Genomic DNA, 16,082 nt, shown 5'->3' with positions numbered 1-16,082 from the left:
CTGAGGAGTTACAGCTTGGCGACGATGCGCGGCTCGTCCTGCAGCAGTTTGGCCGCGGTCTGACGCAGCTCTGCCAGTTCCTGCGCGGTAAGCTTGGCCTCGAAATGGGCGGCGTTTTCCTGCGCAACCGGCAAGACCGCCTGCAGCGCCGCCTGCCCCGGCATAGTCAGCCCCACCCGGATCGAGCGGCCGTCGCCGGTGCCGCTGCTGCGAGTGATCAGGCCGCGCGCCTCCATCTGCCGCAGGGCGCGCGAGGTGGCGGTTCTGTCGATGCCGATGAAATCCGCAATCTCCGACGGAGTGCTGAGACCCTCTTCACCCGCGGCCAGCAGCACGCACCAGGTGACGCGGGTCAGCCCGTGTTCAGCAATGCGCTGTTCAAAACGGCGCTCGATCACCCGCGCCAGCATGGTGACCTGGTAGCCTAGGGAGTTGTGGAGATGGAAGCGCTGGTCAGTCATATTAATTGACATTGTCAACTATATTGCCGGAAAAGGCCAGCCGTATTTCTGCGCGCGTGCCTGCAGGCCTTGTGCTGCCAGGCAACTGATCCGGCCGCACCGGCTGTAAAGCTGGTTATCACGCTTTCCCGCCCGAACATTATGTGTATATATATTACCATTAAAATTTTTTAATCGAATTGGGATTCCGGATGCCAGCCCCCCGCGAGAACATGAGCTACAGGGATATCAAGCAGGTCGTTTTGGACCGGATCCAAAACAAGATCTGGGCGCCGGACAGCCTGCTGCCAAGCGAAACGGAACTGGCTGTTGAATTCTCGAGCACGCGCACCACTGTGAACCGAGCGCTGCGGGAACTGGCCGAAGAAGGCTATCTGGAACGCAAGCGGAAAGCCGGGACGCGGGTTTTGAATTCGCCGGTCCGCAAAGCCCAGTTCTCCATCCCCCTGGTGCGGGACGAAATCGCTGAAACCGGCGCCGCCTACCGGTATTCCCTGGTGGAACGCCGTACCATGCCCGCCCCGGCATGGCTGTCAGCCCGGCTTGACATCCCCCAAAAGCAGGAGGTTCTGCACCTTAGATGCATGCATTATGCCGGCAATGCGCCGTTCCAGTACGAAGTGCGCTGGGTGGTGACAGACAGCATCCCCGAGATTCTGGAGGCAGATTTCACCCAATCCGGTCCGAATGACTGGCTGGTGCAGAAGGTTCCCTTCACAAATCTTGAGCTGAGCTTCATGGCGACCAAGGCCGATCAGACAGTGTCCGACTTTCTGGACACTGCTTTGGGGGATCCGTTGTTCACGGCGGAAAGGATTACCTGGTTGCGCACCAAGCCCGTAACGCTGGCAAAGCTGTTCTTTGCTCCTGGATATAAAATGACAACACATCTGTGAGGTTTGCGCCTGCAACCTGCCGCTTAAGGCTGCCAGACTGCATCCTGGCCCTCACGGGTGATGCTGGCGGACAGGGTCTTGAACTCGCTCTGCATAGTGCGGTCACGGAGAGCCTGCTGGGCATCCGGCCCGGGCGCATTTTTGCCGCTGCCACGGCAACCGCGCCGCTTCTGTCGAACTATGGTATCGCGAATATGGCGGTCAACCGTTTCGGATGGCCCGCCAGCACACCCCACGCGCGTATCACCAAACTGCGCACGATGGAGGTGCTGCGCAATCCGGGCACGATATCGAGGCGAAGGCCTATATGCATGCGGCCCGATCTTTGACCCCCCTGGCATGAACGGCGGCACCGGTTTTGAGGAGTTCCGCCTCTGGCGCGGCTTCCCATTGAGAAACCATGCCGGAGGCGGAAAAGAAGCGTACCGCAGTCCGCGATGCAATCGTCATTAAGAAGTTCGGCGTCGGCACCCATGGGGTGGAAATGAATAAGCGTTGTAATTTCAACACGGTGGCCACTGACGGCCAGATGGAGCCGGTCTTCGAACTGGACGCGGAACTGCATTGTCAGCCCACCGCCTGGCCGGATGCGCGGCTGCCGCAGGTCCGCCAAGGCCTTTCGCGGCCTGGGCCGGATGCCGTCAGGCGGCATGCAGGTGTTGCAGGTTGCGCCGCTTAAGCGCCTGGCGGGCCAGGTCGCCGTAAGCCCTGCGGACCAGCCCGCGGCCGTGTTCGCCGACCAACCCATGAACGGCAGCCAGTTCGGGGAAGAGGCCGAACAGTTCCCGCCTGTCTGCAGCGCACAACCCGCGGACTGCTTCGGGACCGGGCCAGAATGTCTCTGTTGCGATGCCTTCTGCGAAAATCACCTCATGCCGCTCAGTCAGGAGATGCACATAGGTGACCGGAGCGGCTGTCCCGGTCTGTTGGGTGCAGTTTTTGTCAATTTCTGCCAGCAGTTTCGCAGACAGAAAGCTTTCGCCAAACTGCGTGTCTTGCCCAAAGGCCCTGGGGCCGGCTAACAGGCGATGCTGGGGGGACAGCAGCATTGGCCGCTCTGGAGTCAGCAAACCGCCCGGGCGGACGCAATACGGCCTCAGATGCGGGCGCTCCGCCAAGTCTGCCTGGCTCAGAGTGCGTTTGCCGACCCAGATAACTGGCTGGAACCCATTGTCGGCGGTTTGCAGCATGTCGCCCACCTGGATCCGGCCTGCGGGCACTGCGCCACGCTTGGTGGCGAGAAGAACATCCGATGTGAAACAAGGGATACCTGCAGAAATGAGCTGGGCTGTGGTTGTGATCTGCGACGGGGCCACCCCCTCCAGAACAATCTTTTCACCTCCTGGAAACGTTAGCAGGGCATTGCCGGATCCATCGTCGGTTACGGAGACATCGCTGGTGCGAACAGCCCCGTCGGGTCCGGTGCCGCCGGTCAGATCGGAAACATCAAGCTGGTCGTTGAAAAAACCGTCGCTGTCATCATCGGCAATGCTGAAGTCGCTGACAGTGTCGATGCCGCCCGCCCCTGTCAGGATCAGCTCGTCATATCCCGCCCCGGTGGTAATGGAGTCGTTACCCGAACCAAGTGTGATCGTGTCATCGCCCGCGCCTGCGTCGATCGACACCCCGGCGCTGTCAGCCGAAGCATCCACAACATCCCCCTGATCCGTCAGCTTAAGCGCCTCGATCTCGGAAAAGGTAATCGTGTCGGAGCCGTCGGTGATCGTGCCGGCCTCATCGCCGGTGTAGGTGACCGTAACCCCGGTGGTGACCGCCGAGACATCGACCGTATCGAGGTCATTTCCCGCCTCGCCGCCGGTCAGGGTGTCATTGCCGAACCCGTCGGACATCTGGAACGTGTCAGCATCAGCCTCGCCGTGCATTTGATCGTCGCCGCTGCCGCCGACCAGCAGATCGTCATCGTTGCCGCCGTACATGGTATCGGCGCCGTCGCCTCCTTCTAGGGTGTCGTTGCCCTCGGTTGCGACGATGCTGTCGTCACCGGCGCCGCCAACCAGGCTGTCGTCACCGGCGGAGTTCCTCAGCGTGTCATTGCCCGCGCCGCCGATCAGCGTGTCATTGCCAAGACCGGTGGTCAGGCTGTCGTCGCCGTCGCCGCCTTCGATGTAGTCGTCGCCATCGCCCCCGGCGATCGTGTCGGCGCCGGCACCCCCGATCAGGGTGTCGTTGCCGAGCCCGCCATCCATCACATCGTCGCCGTCGCCGCCTTCCAGGCTGTCATGGCCTGACTCGCCGTACATCAGATCGTTGCCGCTGCCGCCAACCAGCAGGTCGTCATCGTTGCCGCCGTACATGGTGTCGGCACCATCCCCCCCTTCAAGGGTGTCGTTGCCGTTGGTTGCCACGATGCTGTCGTTGCCCACTCCGCCGACCAAGCTATCATCACCGGCGGAGTTCCTCAGCGTGTCATCGCCTTCGCCGCCGATCAGCGTGTCATTGCCAAGACCGGTGGTCAGACTGTCGTTGCCTGCGCCCCCTTCGATGTAATCATCGCCTTCACCGCCAGAGAGCGTGTCGCCCCCGGCACCGCCGATCAGTGTGTCCGCACCGATGCCGCCATCCAGAACGTCGTCGCCATCGCCACCATCCAAACTGTCATTGCCAGCCTCGCCGAACAGGGAGTCATCCCCCCCCTGACCAAAGACAACGTCGCTGCCGTCACCGGCCATAACAGTATCGGCCCCCTGTTCTAAGGCGGTGGTGACCGGGTCATCAATCGTGCTGCCCGAAAGGGTAAATCCCGCCCAGCCTTCACGGGTTTGCAATGTGAACTCAATCGACGATTTATCTTCGAATCCGGCAGAAAACCAGGCATCCTGATCGGTGTAATCGTTGTAGTCGGACCCGGTGGCGGTGACCACGCTGCCGTCAACCGCAGTGCCGAGTGACGAGTCCGAAGACACCCCGAAAGAGGTGAAACTATTGCCGTCGATTATAACGGCCTCGGCATCGCCATGACCGCTGTTGTCATCCACGTCATTGAAGGTCGCCGTGGAATTCAAGTATACCGGCTCACCGGTATCCGGATCAAAGAACTCAAGCCGGAAGGTCGCCTGGTCACCCGGATCGTCACCACCCAACAGGATTTCTGCACCGGCTGTGTAGCCGAATTGCACTGTCATGTCCGGATTGGATTTCTCCACCAGAACCAGCCTTCCCCAGACTTTGGTTCCGTCCTCCAAGGTGGCCACGTCGCTGAAGACGGCGTTATTGCCTGCAGATCCAGCCCAGCTGTCGTAGGAAATGCTCTGGATGTTGTTGATATCCAGCACCAGCGGCGTGGCATCCAGCCCCTGGTCGAACCCCTCCCCCATATCGCCATAAACGGTATCATTGCCCTCGCCGGCGTCTATCAGGTCGCTGCCTTCTTCACCGGCAACGGTATCCTCGCCTGCACCGGCGTCGATCGTGTCGTCGCCAGTGGTCCCATCCATTTTGTCGTTGGCTTTCGTGCCGGTTTTTGAGGCTTCGAGATCAAGGGCCCAGTCTGGTATCGGCATAATTTTGTTCGGCCTTCAGTTTTACTGTGAATGAAGCGCAACCGAATTTCTCCGGAGGCCGGCTGCCTTGCCGGCGGTTGCCGCTTGCGTCGCAATGAGCGATACGCGCGTGCAGGAAAACAAACCGTAAACTCACCGAAAATTACAAGCTTGCTGCCTCCCAGGAGAATGGTCCAGCGTTGTGGGCAGAGCACCAGCCCTTTCACAAGCAACCTGAGCTGAGTGCCTGATCAAAGCACGAGGTTGCGGTATTTGCGCAAAATCGCGGAAACTTCTGTCTTGGCTTCCGGCGGCAGTTCGGCCTGTTCCAGCTCAGCCGGCATATCCTTCAGGTCATCGTCAACGCGCTCGAACAGGTCCTGATCCGCAAGCCAGGCGTTGCTAAGCGGAATATTTGGGCCAAAATAGCGGGAATTTCAGACCTGAAACAAGCAGTTGCCGACCATGTGCTGGTGAGCGAAGAAGTTGCCGGTGCCGGTCAGCGACGGAAACCCCAGCGCGCCGCGCACCTGGCACATTGCCATGTCCGCAACCGGCGTCTGAGAAAAGCTGCCGATAGCGCCGGTGGCCGGCTCCATGAAATTCACATCCGAACAGCCGACGCAAAAGCTGCCTTCGGCGGCCAGCTGGCCCGGTATAACGGTCGCAAAATCCGTCATCAGCGCTTGAGTGATGCAACCGGCCAGGGTAATCGGAGAGGAGGCGCCGCCGATTGGCAGGGTGCCAACACCAACCGGGATCCCCGCCCGGGCTGCGATGATGATTTGCTCCGAGTGGATCCGCGCGAGATTGACCGGCAGCGGCGTGACCAAATGCAGGAAATAGGGTTTTTCCCGAAGCGCTTCTTGCGAGCCGCGCAGCGCGGCTGCCATCTCGATCACGGCATCAAGCGATACCCTATCGGCTTCTTTCATATCGACATCGCCGAGGTTCAGACGGTGGAGGGCAAGCTTTATCTCTTCGCGGGCACTGACCGGACCGGCAAGTTCGCAGTCACCACGACTCGTGGACAAGGCAGATCGCAAGACAGCCTGGGAGTTCCTCGAACATCTGCTCAAAGCCGTTCCTTATCGGATACATACGATCCTGACCGAGCGAGCTATTGATGGCGCCATTGGTTCAAGCCCAATGGCGAGCGGCATCCAGTTCGCCGCGCAGCCCCGCAATCGCAAAACCCCTTGTTCTCGGCAGATGCGCTTCGGCATGATCTGCGAGGCCAATGAGATCGAGCATCGGTTGACCAAGCCAAACCACCCATGGAGCTGCGAGGAAAGGCAAACAGTCCGGGGGACTGTTTGCCCGAGCGGCGGCCAGGTCGAACGCATGAACCGAACGATCAAGGAGGCGACCCTCAAACGCTTCCACTACGGCAACCACGACCCGTTGCGAACACACATTGCCGACTGCATGGCAGCCTGCGACTTCGGCCGCAGCCTCAAGACGCTGAACGCGTCTCACGCCCTACGAATACATCTGCAAGATATGGACTTCTGAGCCAGATCGATTCACCCTTATACGCACCGGTGTAGCACATGCGGCGTGGTATCCGGAGCCTTGCAACCCTAGTGAACCACCACCTCCGTGATCGCAGATACAGGGCCGGTCGCGGCACAGACCGGACGCCCCCGCTAGAATTCCATCAGCCGCCCACCCCGCAGCAGCCATCTCCGGTATCCCAGGCCGACGCATGCCGTTTCTGGACGAGGCGACAGAGAGGGGCATCACCAGATCCAAGCTGCGGCGGAAGCGGCGTCACGTATAGATTTCAAACTCCATGCGGGTGAAACAATCGTAGACAGCTCCTGCTCCGGCGGCGGTTGCCAGGAGATTTCAGGCGCGCAAATCTTCGTTCCCGCACTTTGCGGGAATACCTTGAGCGGCCGGTTCGCCCCGTCCTTCCGGCAGCAATCACGATCGCCTCCTTGTGCGTCACACGAGACGTTACATTCGCAAGGTGGCACCTCACAGTCCAAGGCATCATACGGCCGCCAAGCATAGCTCAAACTCCTCACCGCTCCGGACATGATGGTTCTCCCCCTTCCCCAAAAGGGCGATGACCAAGTGACCCGCTGGCCGTCTTCGTCTCCAGATCTTGCCAAAGCCCCGGATCCGGGCGAAAGGATCCTGATCTGTGAAGCAACCCCGCCCCAAGGCACGCAGTTCCGCCAAGCCCGTTTTGTCCCCCCACGAATGCCAGTATGCTTCAGCGTTAGGATAGAGCCCAGTTTCTGAGGCCGAGTCGCTGAGGGTCCGTTCCGGCCACCTCCAGCCATAAGCGCGGCTGCGGAAGGCCTGCCCGGGCAGCAGCAGCGGAGGGTTAGTGCTCGGCAGAAATTGAGGAGGTCACCCGCTCGTGCTGGTCATAACGGACACCCCGGCATCAATACCCCACCACCACGCGTGCGATGTGATGCGGTAGAAACCCGGGATTACGGGACCCGCCCGGATCCGGCTGCCTGCAGCCGGGCGCTTGCGACTTCAAAGGCCACTATCGCAAGGGGGCAGGCTCTATCCGGGAATACTTAAACAGCCGAAGGAAACCGTACTGATGAAGCTGCTTTCATTTTGCGGGCATCAGCCGCTGGCAGCTTCCTCACAATCCTTCACATCCCGTTTTAGCAGGAACTGGTTCTTAAAGTTCTTCAAGCCAAACATGACGTCCGCCTTTGCGATATCATCGCTGGCGTGGATCTCGTGCTCAAGAAACCCTTTCAGCGCATCAGCGTCATCGCTGACCAGCTCAACGATCAGGTCATAGCGGCCCGCGACCCACAGGATGAAAACGACGCGCGGGTCCCTCTCCAGCCTTTCCGCCACCTGCCGCGGGGTTACCCCGGCTGCGACGTTCAGCCCGATCATCGCGTCGGTGGTGTATTCCGTGGCCACCGGGTCCGACATCGCCACGATCCGCAGCATGTTGTTCGCCCGCAGGCCGCTCACCCGGTTGCGGATTGTGCCTTCGGAAACCTCCAGTTTCTGGGCAATTTCTGAAAATGCCATCCGCCCGTCCTGCTGCAGCAGCCGGATGATCTGCTGATTCAGATCGTCCCCTGGAGAACGGATGCTTTGACTGGCGCGCTTGCTGCGCGCAGAGGATTGCTGCTTGCCTGCCATATGCCTGCTGCCCGGTTACTGTATCCGCAACCGACCATAAGCATCCATGGCGGAATTCGCAAACCACTCACGCGGCATTTCCCGTTTCCAGGAGCCTGCAATCCAGCGCCTTCGCCCGGACACGCCGCAAATGCCCTGCTGCAGGCACGGTGTCCGGCAGATCTCCTGCTATAAAAAGCGATTCCCGGCACTGACCCGACTGATACATGCGAATTTCGCACTCACTTGACGCTTTCTGAACAGCTTTCTCCTATTTCTTGTCTGAAAATTCCATAAAACGACGAATATCGTAAAAAAATGTTGCCAAATCGTGCGATTTTCGCAAACATGACATCCAAGTCCTGCGAATGGCGCAGAACCTGAAACGGGACAGTCAGTGCAAGAACAGTTTCCATGCGCATGGCCCATAAAGCCGCTGTGCATGTGGCAGTGTCGAAGGGAGGACAAATGACAATTGCCGAAGAAAAAGCACGGGTAGCCGGAGGGCCTCAGCATGGCCTGACCGCGGACGCCTACCGCAGCGAGGGCATCTGGCAACGGGAATGCCAGACGGTCCTGTCCAAGAACTGGGTGTTCATCGGTTTTGCCCATCAGATCGCCAATCCCGGCGATGCCAACCCGGTCAGCTGCGCCGGTCTGCCGTTGTTGACGGTACGCGATCAGGACGACAGCATCCAGGTGTTCCACAACGTCTGCCTGCACCGTTGCATGACGTTGGTGGACAAGCCCAAGAACGTCGGCAAGCTGATCCGCTGCCCCTATCACGCCTGGGCCTATGACCTGGAGGGCCGACTGCGCGCCGCACCGCATTTTGCCGGCACCGGCAAGCAGGAGTTTGACGGTTTCGATCTGAAGGAGCACCGCCTGAAGCCTGTGCGCACCCATGTCTGGCACGACTGGATCTTCGTCAACCTGGACGGCAACGCGCCGGAGTTCGAAGAGTATGCCGCACCGCTGATCAACCGTCTTGAAGGGATGGATTTTGCCAAGGTGGAACCGATCGGCCTCCTCGATTTCGGCGAGATCGACACCAACTGGAAACTGATCATGGAGAACTTCATCGAGCCCTACCATGTCCAGTTCGTGCATGCCTCGACCACCGACCAGCCGCTGGAGGATCACTATACCATCACCGACGGCAACTGCATCGGCAGCGCCGTGGATCTGAAGGAGGAGATCGGCACCTCCGGCAGCCTCGGAGTCAGCTCGCGCTATCTGACGCTTTATCCCAACTTCATCCTGGGGCGATACTTCCCCGACCAGCTGGGCGTCTACCTGAACGTACCCATCGGCCCCGGCAAGATGCGCCAGTACCGCGCGCTTTACACCACCGAAGGCGAGGAGCTGAGCGCCGAGGAAATCGAATGCCTGAAAACACTTTGGTGGGATGTCCACAAGGAAGACCACGAGATGGTCGAACGCATGTTCGAAGGCCGCAAATCTCCAGTTGCGGCCGATGGCGGCCTGCTGTCGCCCGCCTGGGAAGACAGCGTCCGCGCTTTCCAGGACCTGATTGAACGCGACTTGGCCAGTTCCGGGGCCAGCACTGTGGCAACCGATCCGGCAAACGCCTGAATCAAAAGGAACAAACCAAATGAGTGACCCCATTTCCAAGGGTTTCCGCCTAGCCCACACGATGATGCGGGTGATGGACATGGAGAAATCGCTGGAATTCTACTGCGGAATTCTGGGCATGGAGGTGCTGCGCCGCACCGACTACCCCGAGGGCAAATTCACCAACACCTTCATCGGCTACGGCCCGGAGGCGGAGTCGCCGGCGCTGGAGCTCACCGCAAACTGGGACCAGGAAGAGCCCTATGACAAGGGCAATGGCTGGGGCCATATCTGCATCGAAACGCCGGATGTCTATGCCGCCTGCGAGCAGCTGGCCGCCGCGGGCGTGAAGATCACCCGCCCGCCGGGGCCGATGAAGAACGGCACCCGCGTCATTGCCTTTTGCGAGGACCCGGACGGCTACAAGGTCGAACTGAACGAGAGCATCCTGAAACATCTTGCCAGCGAAGGGGCATAACCCATGGGCGATCAACCGCAGCTATTCAAATTCGACCTGGTCCAGGAGCGCTATGACGCCATGGGCGACAGCGACACCTACATCAAGCCGATGGTCACCAGCGAATTCAGCAAGTCCATGTGCGGCGGCATCAATGTTCTGAACAACATCAAGGTGCCGTGGGACCTGACCTGCGACGAAATCATCTATTGCCTGGAGGGCACCTTCCGGCTGGTCTGCGACGGCAAGGAATACATCTGCAACCGCGGCGACGTGCTGTTTGTGCCCAAGGATAACCACATCTCCTACGAGGCGGACGGCAAATGCGTGATCTTCTACGCCGCCTATCCGCATAACTGGAAACAGCTGGCCGGGATCACCGAGGTTCCGGGCATCGACCCCGCGGATTTCGTCCCCGGCTAAGCCACGCCGCTCCTGGCGACTGGGCACCCTCGTCCCTGCATCAGGTTATGCATGATGGACGGCGGGTTGCCCGCCTTTTCGCCAGGCAACTGCTCAACACCCGAAACCAACAGTCACGCTGACCGGCCTCCGGCAGCGAATGATAACTGATTGCCTTTTTAGGGAGGAAAACATGCTGAAAGCCAATCCCGAAGCAAAGATCTACTACGACAATTTCCAGGACGCGGTGGAGCGCAACCGCCCCCGCATCCCCGAAGTGCGCGAACGGCTGGAAGCGGCCGGCGTCAAATACGTGATGGCCGCCTGGATCGACCTGCACGGCATCCCCAAGACCAAACCGGTGCCGATGAGCGATTTCGAACCGCTTTGCCTGGGCAAGGGCCCGCAGTTCGCGGTGCATTCGATTTCCTTCGTGCCGGAACTCAGCCCCGCCGACAGCGACCAGGTGGTGGTGCCGGATCTCGATGCGGTCTATGTCTGCCCCTGGGACACCACCCTGGCGATCATCTTATCGGATCTCTACTGGGAAGACGCGCCCTACAATGTCTGCCCGCGCCAGGCCCTGCGGCGCGCCATGCACGAGGCCGCGCAGGAGGGCTACACCGGCTTTGCCGGCGTCGAGCCGGAATTCATCGTGATGAAATACGATGAGGCCGGCCAGCCGGTGAAAGCCTTTGACGACGATCCTGCAGACGGCCTGCGCCCGCGCCGCCAGGCGTTTGGCTATGACGTGGAATATTCCATCGATTCCATGTCCTTCCTGAAAGACATGATTGACATCATCGAAGGCCTGGGCTGGAACCTGCACGATGTGGTGGCCGAGGGCGCCTATTCCCAGTTCGAGCTGGATTTCCACTACACCAACATGCTGGAAATGTCCGACCGGCTGGCGTTTTTGCGCATCACCCTGAAGGAAGTCGCCAAGAAACACGGGCTGTTCGTGACCTTCATGCCGAAGCCGACGGTGGGGGACTGGCGCTCCGGCGCGCATATCAACATGTCGATGCAGCATGAAAGCCGCCCCGGCCAGAACATCTTTGAAACCCCGGACGGCGAATGGAGCGACGAAAGCCGCTGGGCCGTGGGCGGCCTGATGCAGCACGCCGAGGCAATCACCGCGATCACCTGCCCCACCGTGAACTCCTACAACGGGCTGGTGCCGCGAGTGGGCGGTTTCGAGGGCGGCACCGTCACCTGGGCGCCGACCAACATCACCTACGGGTTCAACAACCGCTCCGCCCAGTTCCGGCTGCCGCAAAGCCGCCACTGCATCGAAAACCGCGCCTGCGACATGACGATGAATGTCTATCTGGCAATGGCGATGCACCTGAGCTGCGCGGTGATGGGAATCAAGAATAAGATCGACCCGGGCAAGCCCACAGATTTCGACCTTTACTCCAAGACCGAGGCGGAACTGACCGAATTGGGCATCCGCCGCCTGCCCCGCACCCTGTTCAGCGCGACCGAGGCGCTGCGCCAGGACGAGATGGCCGAGCACGTGATGGGGCCGGTAATGCGCAAGTCGTTCCTGGAATACAAGAACGACGAATGGGAGCGCTATCACCAGTCGGTTACCGACTGGGAAGTGCAGGAATACATGCGCCTCTACTAAACGCTCCCAGCAAAGGACAGACCCATGACCCAGGCCCTTCGGACGATACCAGCAACCCGGGCCAAGGACACGCGCCCGAAACTGCGGATCTTCGAGTTCAAATCGGAGATCCCCGCATCCTGGCGCCTCACCCTCGGCGTGGCGGTCTGGGTCATCTTCTTTGCCATCTGGCAGCTCGCCGCCTGGTCCGGCGTGATGCCCGCAATCCTGCTGCCAGGGCCCGGCAAGGTCCTGACAGCGCTCTATACGCTCTTTGCCGAGAGCGGTTTTCTCGGTGATGTGCTGGTCAGTGTCTGGCGGGTGATGCTCAGCTTTGTCCTGGCCTGCGCCCTAGCGGTGCCGCTTGGCATCCTGATGGGCGCGTTCAAGACGGTCGAAGCGTTTTTCTCCCCCTTTGTATCCGCCTGGCGCTACCTGCCCGCCCCGTCCTTCATTCCCCTGTTGCTGATGTGGTTCGGGGCGGGCGACGCGCAAAAACTGGCTCTGCTGTTCATCGGTGTGATTTGGTTCCTGATCACCCTGATCGCCGACCACACCAAGGCAGTGCAAAAGGATCTGATCAACACATCGGTGACCCTTGGCGGCTCCCGCTTGCAGGTGCTGCGCACCGTTGTGGTCCCGGCAGCGCTCCCCAACATTGTGATCGCCATGCGCCAGATGCTGGCGGTCAGCTGGACCTATCTGGTGATCGCCGAGATCACCGCCGCAGACGCCGGTATCGGCGCCATGATGATGCGCGCCAAACGCTTCCTGCATGTGGACCAGATCATGGCCGGAATCCTGGTGATCGGCCTTCTGGGGCTGATCTGCGACTACCTGCTGCGGGCGCTGCATGCCCAGGCATTCCAATATCTCGACGAATATTCCTGAGGAGCCGGAGCAGAACCCGAAAACAACAGGCCAAACAACAAAGTGACGTCGCAAGAGAGGTATCGTGACGATGACCAAGAAACTGCTGAAATCCGCCAGCCGCTGCATTGCAGCCCTCGCGCTGACAGGCGCCGCCGGGCCAACATGGGCCGTAGAAAGCGTCAAGATCGCGGGCTTCACCTGGCCAGGCTACGGCTTCTGGCACATTGCGGCGGAAAAGGGCCTCGCCCCGGACCTGGACATCCAGTACCAGACCATCGAAGACCCCTATGAAAGCTTCAACCTGGTCGCCGCCGGCCAGCTCGACGTTGTCTCCTCCACTGCCGAATTCACCCCTGTCGGCGTCGAGCGCGGCTTGCCGGTCAAGCTGGTCGCCTTCGGCAACCTTTCCTATGGCACCGACAAGATCGTCGCCGGGCCGGGGATTGAAACCGCCGCCGACCTTGCGGGCAAGGAAGTCGCCGTGCTGGAGGGCGGCCTGGCGCAGATCTACGTCGCCATGTGGCTGGAACAGAACGGCGCCGCCTATGACTCCGTCACCTACCGCAACATCATCGCCGACGATGCCTTTGCCGCGATGATCGGCGGCGGCGTAGCGGCCTCGGAGTTCTGGGAGCCCTATGGCACCAACACCCTGAAAGCGCTGGAAGGCGCCAGCGTTCTGGCCCAGTCCAAGGACCCCTACTGGCTGCAAAGCGGCGTTATCGCTGACGGCCACTATATGAGCGACGCCCTGATCAACGACCGCCGCGACGTGGCGCTGCTGACCATGAAGGCGATGTATGATGCCATCGCCTGGTGGAAACAGAACCCGGATGAGGGCAACCGGATCATCGCCGGCGGCATGAGCATGAGCCTGGCGGACGTCGAGCTGGTGATCGGCAAGAACGGCACCGGGCTGGATGGCGGGCTTTATGTCTATGACTTCATGGAAGCGGCGCAATTCTGCGGCTCCGCGCCCGGCAACCCGCCCTTTGATCAGAAGAACGGCCAGATCAACGATCACTGGAATCTGGTCAGCGGCTGGTGGGTCAAGTTCAACCTGATCGAGGCCGCGGCACCGCCGGAAACCGGCATCGACTGCAGCCTGCACAAGGAGCTTTACGACAGCGGCTACCGCGGTTGATCCACCTGACCTGCAATGAGGGGCGCATCATGCAATCCAGCACAATTCTATCCGTCCGGAATGTCTGCAAGACATTCCCCACTCGCGGCGGCGGGGTCGAAGCCTTGCGCGATGTGTCCTTCTCGGTGGCCCGCAACGAGCTTTGCGTGCTGCTGGGGCCCTCGGGCTGCGGCAAATCCACGCTGCTGAACATCGTGGCGGGCCTGCATACACCCACCAGCGGCAGCCTCAGCCTGGAGGGCCGGCCCATCCACGGCCCGGCGCGCGAGCGCGGTATGGTGTTTCAAAGCTACACCTCCTTTCCCTGGCTGACAGTGCTGGAGAACGTCGAATACGGCATGAAGCTGAACGGCATCCCCAAGGCAGAACGCCGCGAGCGGGCGCTGCATTACATCGGCCTGGTGCATCTGACGAAGTTCCGCGATGCCTACCCCAAGACCCTCTCCGGCGGCATGAAACAGCGGGTCGCCATCGCCCGCACCCTGGCCAACGCGCCGGAAATCCTGCTGATGGACGAGCCCTACGGCGCGCTGGACGCCGAAACCCGCTGGCATATGCAGGAGATGCTGCTGGAGATCCTGCGCACCACGCAAACCACCATCCTGCTGGTCACCCATGACATTCAGGAGGCAATCTTTCTCGCCGACCGCATCGTGTTTTTGTCAGCCCACCCGGGGCGGCTGAAAACCATCCTCGAACTGGACTTCAAGAAGGGCAAGGAGATCCGCAGCAAGGAGGATCTGGTCGAACTTGCCGGTTATCCTGAATGCGAACGCGAGATCATGCAGCTGATGCGCGGCGAGGCCAAGCTTGAAGAAGACGCCTAGCGGACTGGTTCAACGGCCCAAGCGGCAAATTTTCAAAGGATTACAAGATGCCGGATTACAAGATCTTAGACCTGGGTGACTTGCCGCTTCTGTCAGGCGACGTGCTAAGGGGTGCCAAACTCGCTTATCAGACCTATGGCCCCCTGTCGCCCGCACGCGACAACGTCATTGTCCTGCCCACCTTCTACACTGGCACCAACTCCCGCAACGAAGGTTTCTTCGGCCCTGGCCGTGCCATTGACCCGGCGTGCCATTTCATCGTCAGCCCGAACCTGTTCGGCAATGGCCTTTCCTCCTCGCCGTCAAACACCCCGGCGCCGCAGGACGGCCCGCGCTTCCCGCTGGTGCAGATGTACGACAACATCGCCGCCCAGCACCGCCTGATCCACGATCACCTCGGCATCGAGCAAATCGCTCTGGTCGCTGGCTGGTCCATGGCCGGCTGCCAGTCCTACCAATGGGCAGCGCAATATCCGGACATGGTGCAGGCGATCCTGCCTTTCTGCGCCTCAGCCAAGACCTCTCCGCACAACTTCGTCTTCCTCGAAGGCGTCAAATCCGCCCTCTGCGCGGACCAGTCCTGGAATGGCGGTGACTATGCCTCGCCGCCGGTTGCCGGGCTCAAGGCTTTTGGCCGGGTTTACGCAGGCTGGGCCTTCTCGCAAACCTTCTACCGCGAGGGTCTCTACCGCCAGCTTGGGTTTCAGACCATCGAAGACCTGCTGCAGGACTGGGAGCAGGACCATGTGCAATGCTGGGACGCCAACGACCTGCTGGCCAAGCTTGCTACCTGGCAGGCCGGTGACATCTCGGCAGGGCCGCTCTACAACGGCGACTTCAAGGCCGCGCTGAAGGCCATCAAAGCCCGCGCCATCCTGATGCCCTGCACCCAGGACCTCTACTTCCCACCCGAGGACAACGGGATCGAGGCCCAGCACATGCCCAATGCCATCTTCCGCCCTTACAACTCACCCTGGGGTCATTGCGGCGCCAATCCAGGCAATGACGCGGGCTTTACCGCCCAGCTGGATGCCAATGTACGAGAGTTGCTAAGAGCATAGTGCCTCGTGCGATGTTACAGGGCAATTCTTGAGGTAATTTTTGGGTCACCGGATCACACGCAGGGCAGCTACTCGGAGGGCGCTCTGCGCTGTTCGCCTGCTTAGCGGCGGCCCGAATTGTAACGTCAACTTAGTGGTCAAAAGGGCTTTGATGATGGGT

The 16,082-nt window shown here is 60.6% G+C and carries 15 protein-coding genes and 1 pseudogene; 12 read left to right on the top strand and 4 right to left on the bottom strand.

Annotated features, from left to right (window positions below):
* Positions 1 to 8 precede the first annotated feature (8 nt).
* Positions 9 to 461 carry a MarR family winged helix-turn-helix transcriptional regulator gene (locus AQUI_RS0112005; RefSeq protein WP_027257743.1) on the bottom strand — a complete coding sequence of 151 codons (453 nt, stop codon included), beginning with the start codon at positions 459 to 461 and terminating at the stop codon, positions 9 to 11.
* Between the two features lie 191 nt (positions 462 to 652).
* Between AQUI_RS0112005 and AQUI_RS0112000 the strand changes: the two genes are divergently transcribed.
* The 3 genes from AQUI_RS0112000 to AQUI_RS0111995 all read left to right on the top strand — a co-directional run bounded on the left by AQUI_RS0112000 (position 653) and on the right by AQUI_RS0111995 (position 2,036).
* A complete protein-coding gene (locus AQUI_RS0112000) occupies positions 653 to 1,357 on the top strand; it encodes a histidine utilization transcriptional repressor HutC (RefSeq protein WP_027257742.1) in 705 nt (234 codons plus the stop codon).
* 194 nt (positions 1,358 to 1,551) lie between these two features.
* The gene (locus tag AQUI_RS30705) at positions 1,552 to 1,686 is read left to right on the top strand and encodes a hypothetical protein (RefSeq protein WP_245596985.1); all 135 of its coding nucleotides are present in this window, start codon (positions 1,552 to 1,554) and stop codon (positions 1,684 to 1,686) included.
* A gap of 71 nt (positions 1,687 to 1,757) precedes the next feature.
* The gene (locus tag AQUI_RS0111995; protein ID WP_027257741.1) at positions 1,758 to 2,036 is read left to right on the top strand and encodes a hypothetical protein; all 279 of its coding nucleotides are present in this window, start codon (positions 1,758 to 1,760) and stop codon (positions 2,034 to 2,036) included.
* On the opposite strand, the gene AQUI_RS0111990 is transcribed toward AQUI_RS0111995, so the two are convergent.
* Together AQUI_RS0111990 and AQUI_RS0111980 are read right to left on the bottom strand one after the other, a co-directional pair.
* The gene (locus AQUI_RS0111990; protein ID WP_027257740.1) at positions 1,999 to 4,878 is read right to left on the bottom strand and encodes a Hint domain-containing protein; all 2,880 of its coding nucleotides are present in this window, start codon (positions 4,876 to 4,878) and stop codon (positions 1,999 to 2,001) included. The two genes, AQUI_RS0111995 and AQUI_RS0111990, sit on opposite strands and share 38 nt — an antisense overlap.
* A gap of 416 nt (positions 4,879 to 5,294) precedes the next feature.
* Positions 5,295 to 5,792, bottom strand: coding sequence for a trimethylamine methyltransferase family protein (locus AQUI_RS0111980; RefSeq protein WP_156916816.1), 498 nt, complete (start codon positions 5,790 to 5,792; stop codon positions 5,295 to 5,297).
* Between AQUI_RS0111980 and AQUI_RS27710 the strand changes: the two are divergent.
* Positions 5,766 to 6,463: pseudogene (locus AQUI_RS27710) on the top strand (transposase family protein); the annotation flags it as partial. The gene AQUI_RS0111980 and the pseudogene AQUI_RS27710 sit on opposite strands and share 27 nt — an antisense overlap.
* A gap of 989 nt (positions 6,464 to 7,452) precedes the next feature.
* On the opposite strand, the gene AQUI_RS0111970 reads toward AQUI_RS27710, so the two are convergent.
* Complete coding sequence (locus tag AQUI_RS0111970; RefSeq protein ID WP_027257738.1) at positions 7,453 to 7,992, bottom strand: Lrp/AsnC family transcriptional regulator; 540 nt, start codon at positions 7,990 to 7,992, stop codon at positions 7,453 to 7,455.
* A 447-nt stretch (positions 7,993 to 8,439) separates the two neighbouring features.
* Here AQUI_RS0111970 and AQUI_RS27705 point away from each other — a divergent pair, with 447 nt between their 5' ends.
* The 8 genes from AQUI_RS27705 (at position 8,440) to AQUI_RS0111930 (ending at position 15,922) form a co-directional block, all read left to right on the top strand.
* The gene (locus AQUI_RS27705) at positions 8,440 to 9,567 is read left to right on the top strand and encodes an aromatic ring-hydroxylating oxygenase subunit alpha (protein WP_051372012.1); all 1,128 of its coding nucleotides are present in this window, start codon (positions 8,440 to 8,442) and stop codon (positions 9,565 to 9,567) included.
* Positions 9,568 to 9,586: 19 nt separating this feature from the next.
* Complete coding sequence (gloA, locus tag AQUI_RS0111960; RefSeq protein WP_027257737.1) at positions 9,587 to 10,024, top strand: lactoylglutathione lyase; 438 nt, start codon at positions 9,587 to 9,589, stop codon at positions 10,022 to 10,024.
* Between the two features lie 3 nt (positions 10,025 to 10,027).
* Entirely contained in the window at positions 10,028 to 10,426 is a 399-nt protein-coding gene (locus AQUI_RS0111955) for a cupin domain-containing protein (protein ID WP_027257736.1), read from the top strand.
* A 172-nt stretch (positions 10,427 to 10,598) separates the two neighbouring features.
* Complete coding sequence (locus tag AQUI_RS0111950; RefSeq protein ID WP_027257735.1) at positions 10,599 to 12,038, top strand: glutamine synthetase family protein; 1,440 nt, start codon at positions 10,599 to 10,601, stop codon at positions 12,036 to 12,038.
* Positions 12,039 to 12,062: 24 nt separating this feature from the next.
* Positions 12,063 to 12,908: an ABC transporter permease gene (locus AQUI_RS0111945; protein ID WP_035919941.1), complete on the top strand. Its 846-nt coding sequence runs from the start codon at positions 12,063 to 12,065 to the stop codon at positions 12,906 to 12,908.
* Between the two features lie 70 nt (positions 12,909 to 12,978).
* Entirely contained in the window at positions 12,979 to 14,034 is a 1,056-nt protein-coding gene (locus AQUI_RS0111940; RefSeq protein ID WP_051371881.1) for an ABC transporter substrate-binding protein, read from the top strand.
* 29 nt (positions 14,035 to 14,063) lie between these two features.
* Positions 14,064 to 14,861 carry an ABC transporter ATP-binding protein gene (locus tag AQUI_RS0111935; RefSeq protein WP_035920295.1) on the top strand — a complete coding sequence of 266 codons (798 nt, stop codon included), beginning with the start codon at positions 14,064 to 14,066 and terminating at the stop codon, positions 14,859 to 14,861.
* 47 nt (positions 14,862 to 14,908) lie between these two features.
* Positions 14,909 to 15,922, top strand: coding sequence for an alpha/beta fold hydrolase (locus AQUI_RS0111930; protein ID WP_027257731.1), 1,014 nt, complete (start codon positions 14,909 to 14,911; stop codon positions 15,920 to 15,922).
* The last annotated feature ends 160 nt before the right edge of the window (positions 15,923 to 16,082 follow it).

The organism is Leisingera aquimarina DSM 24565 (genome assembly GCF_000473165.1).
Classification (GTDB): Bacteria; Pseudomonadota; Alphaproteobacteria; order Rhodobacterales; family Rhodobacteraceae; genus Leisingera; species Leisingera aquimarina.
The sequence above is the reverse complement of the archived record's forward strand: the minus strand, read 5'-3'. Positions and strand labels throughout refer to the sequence as shown.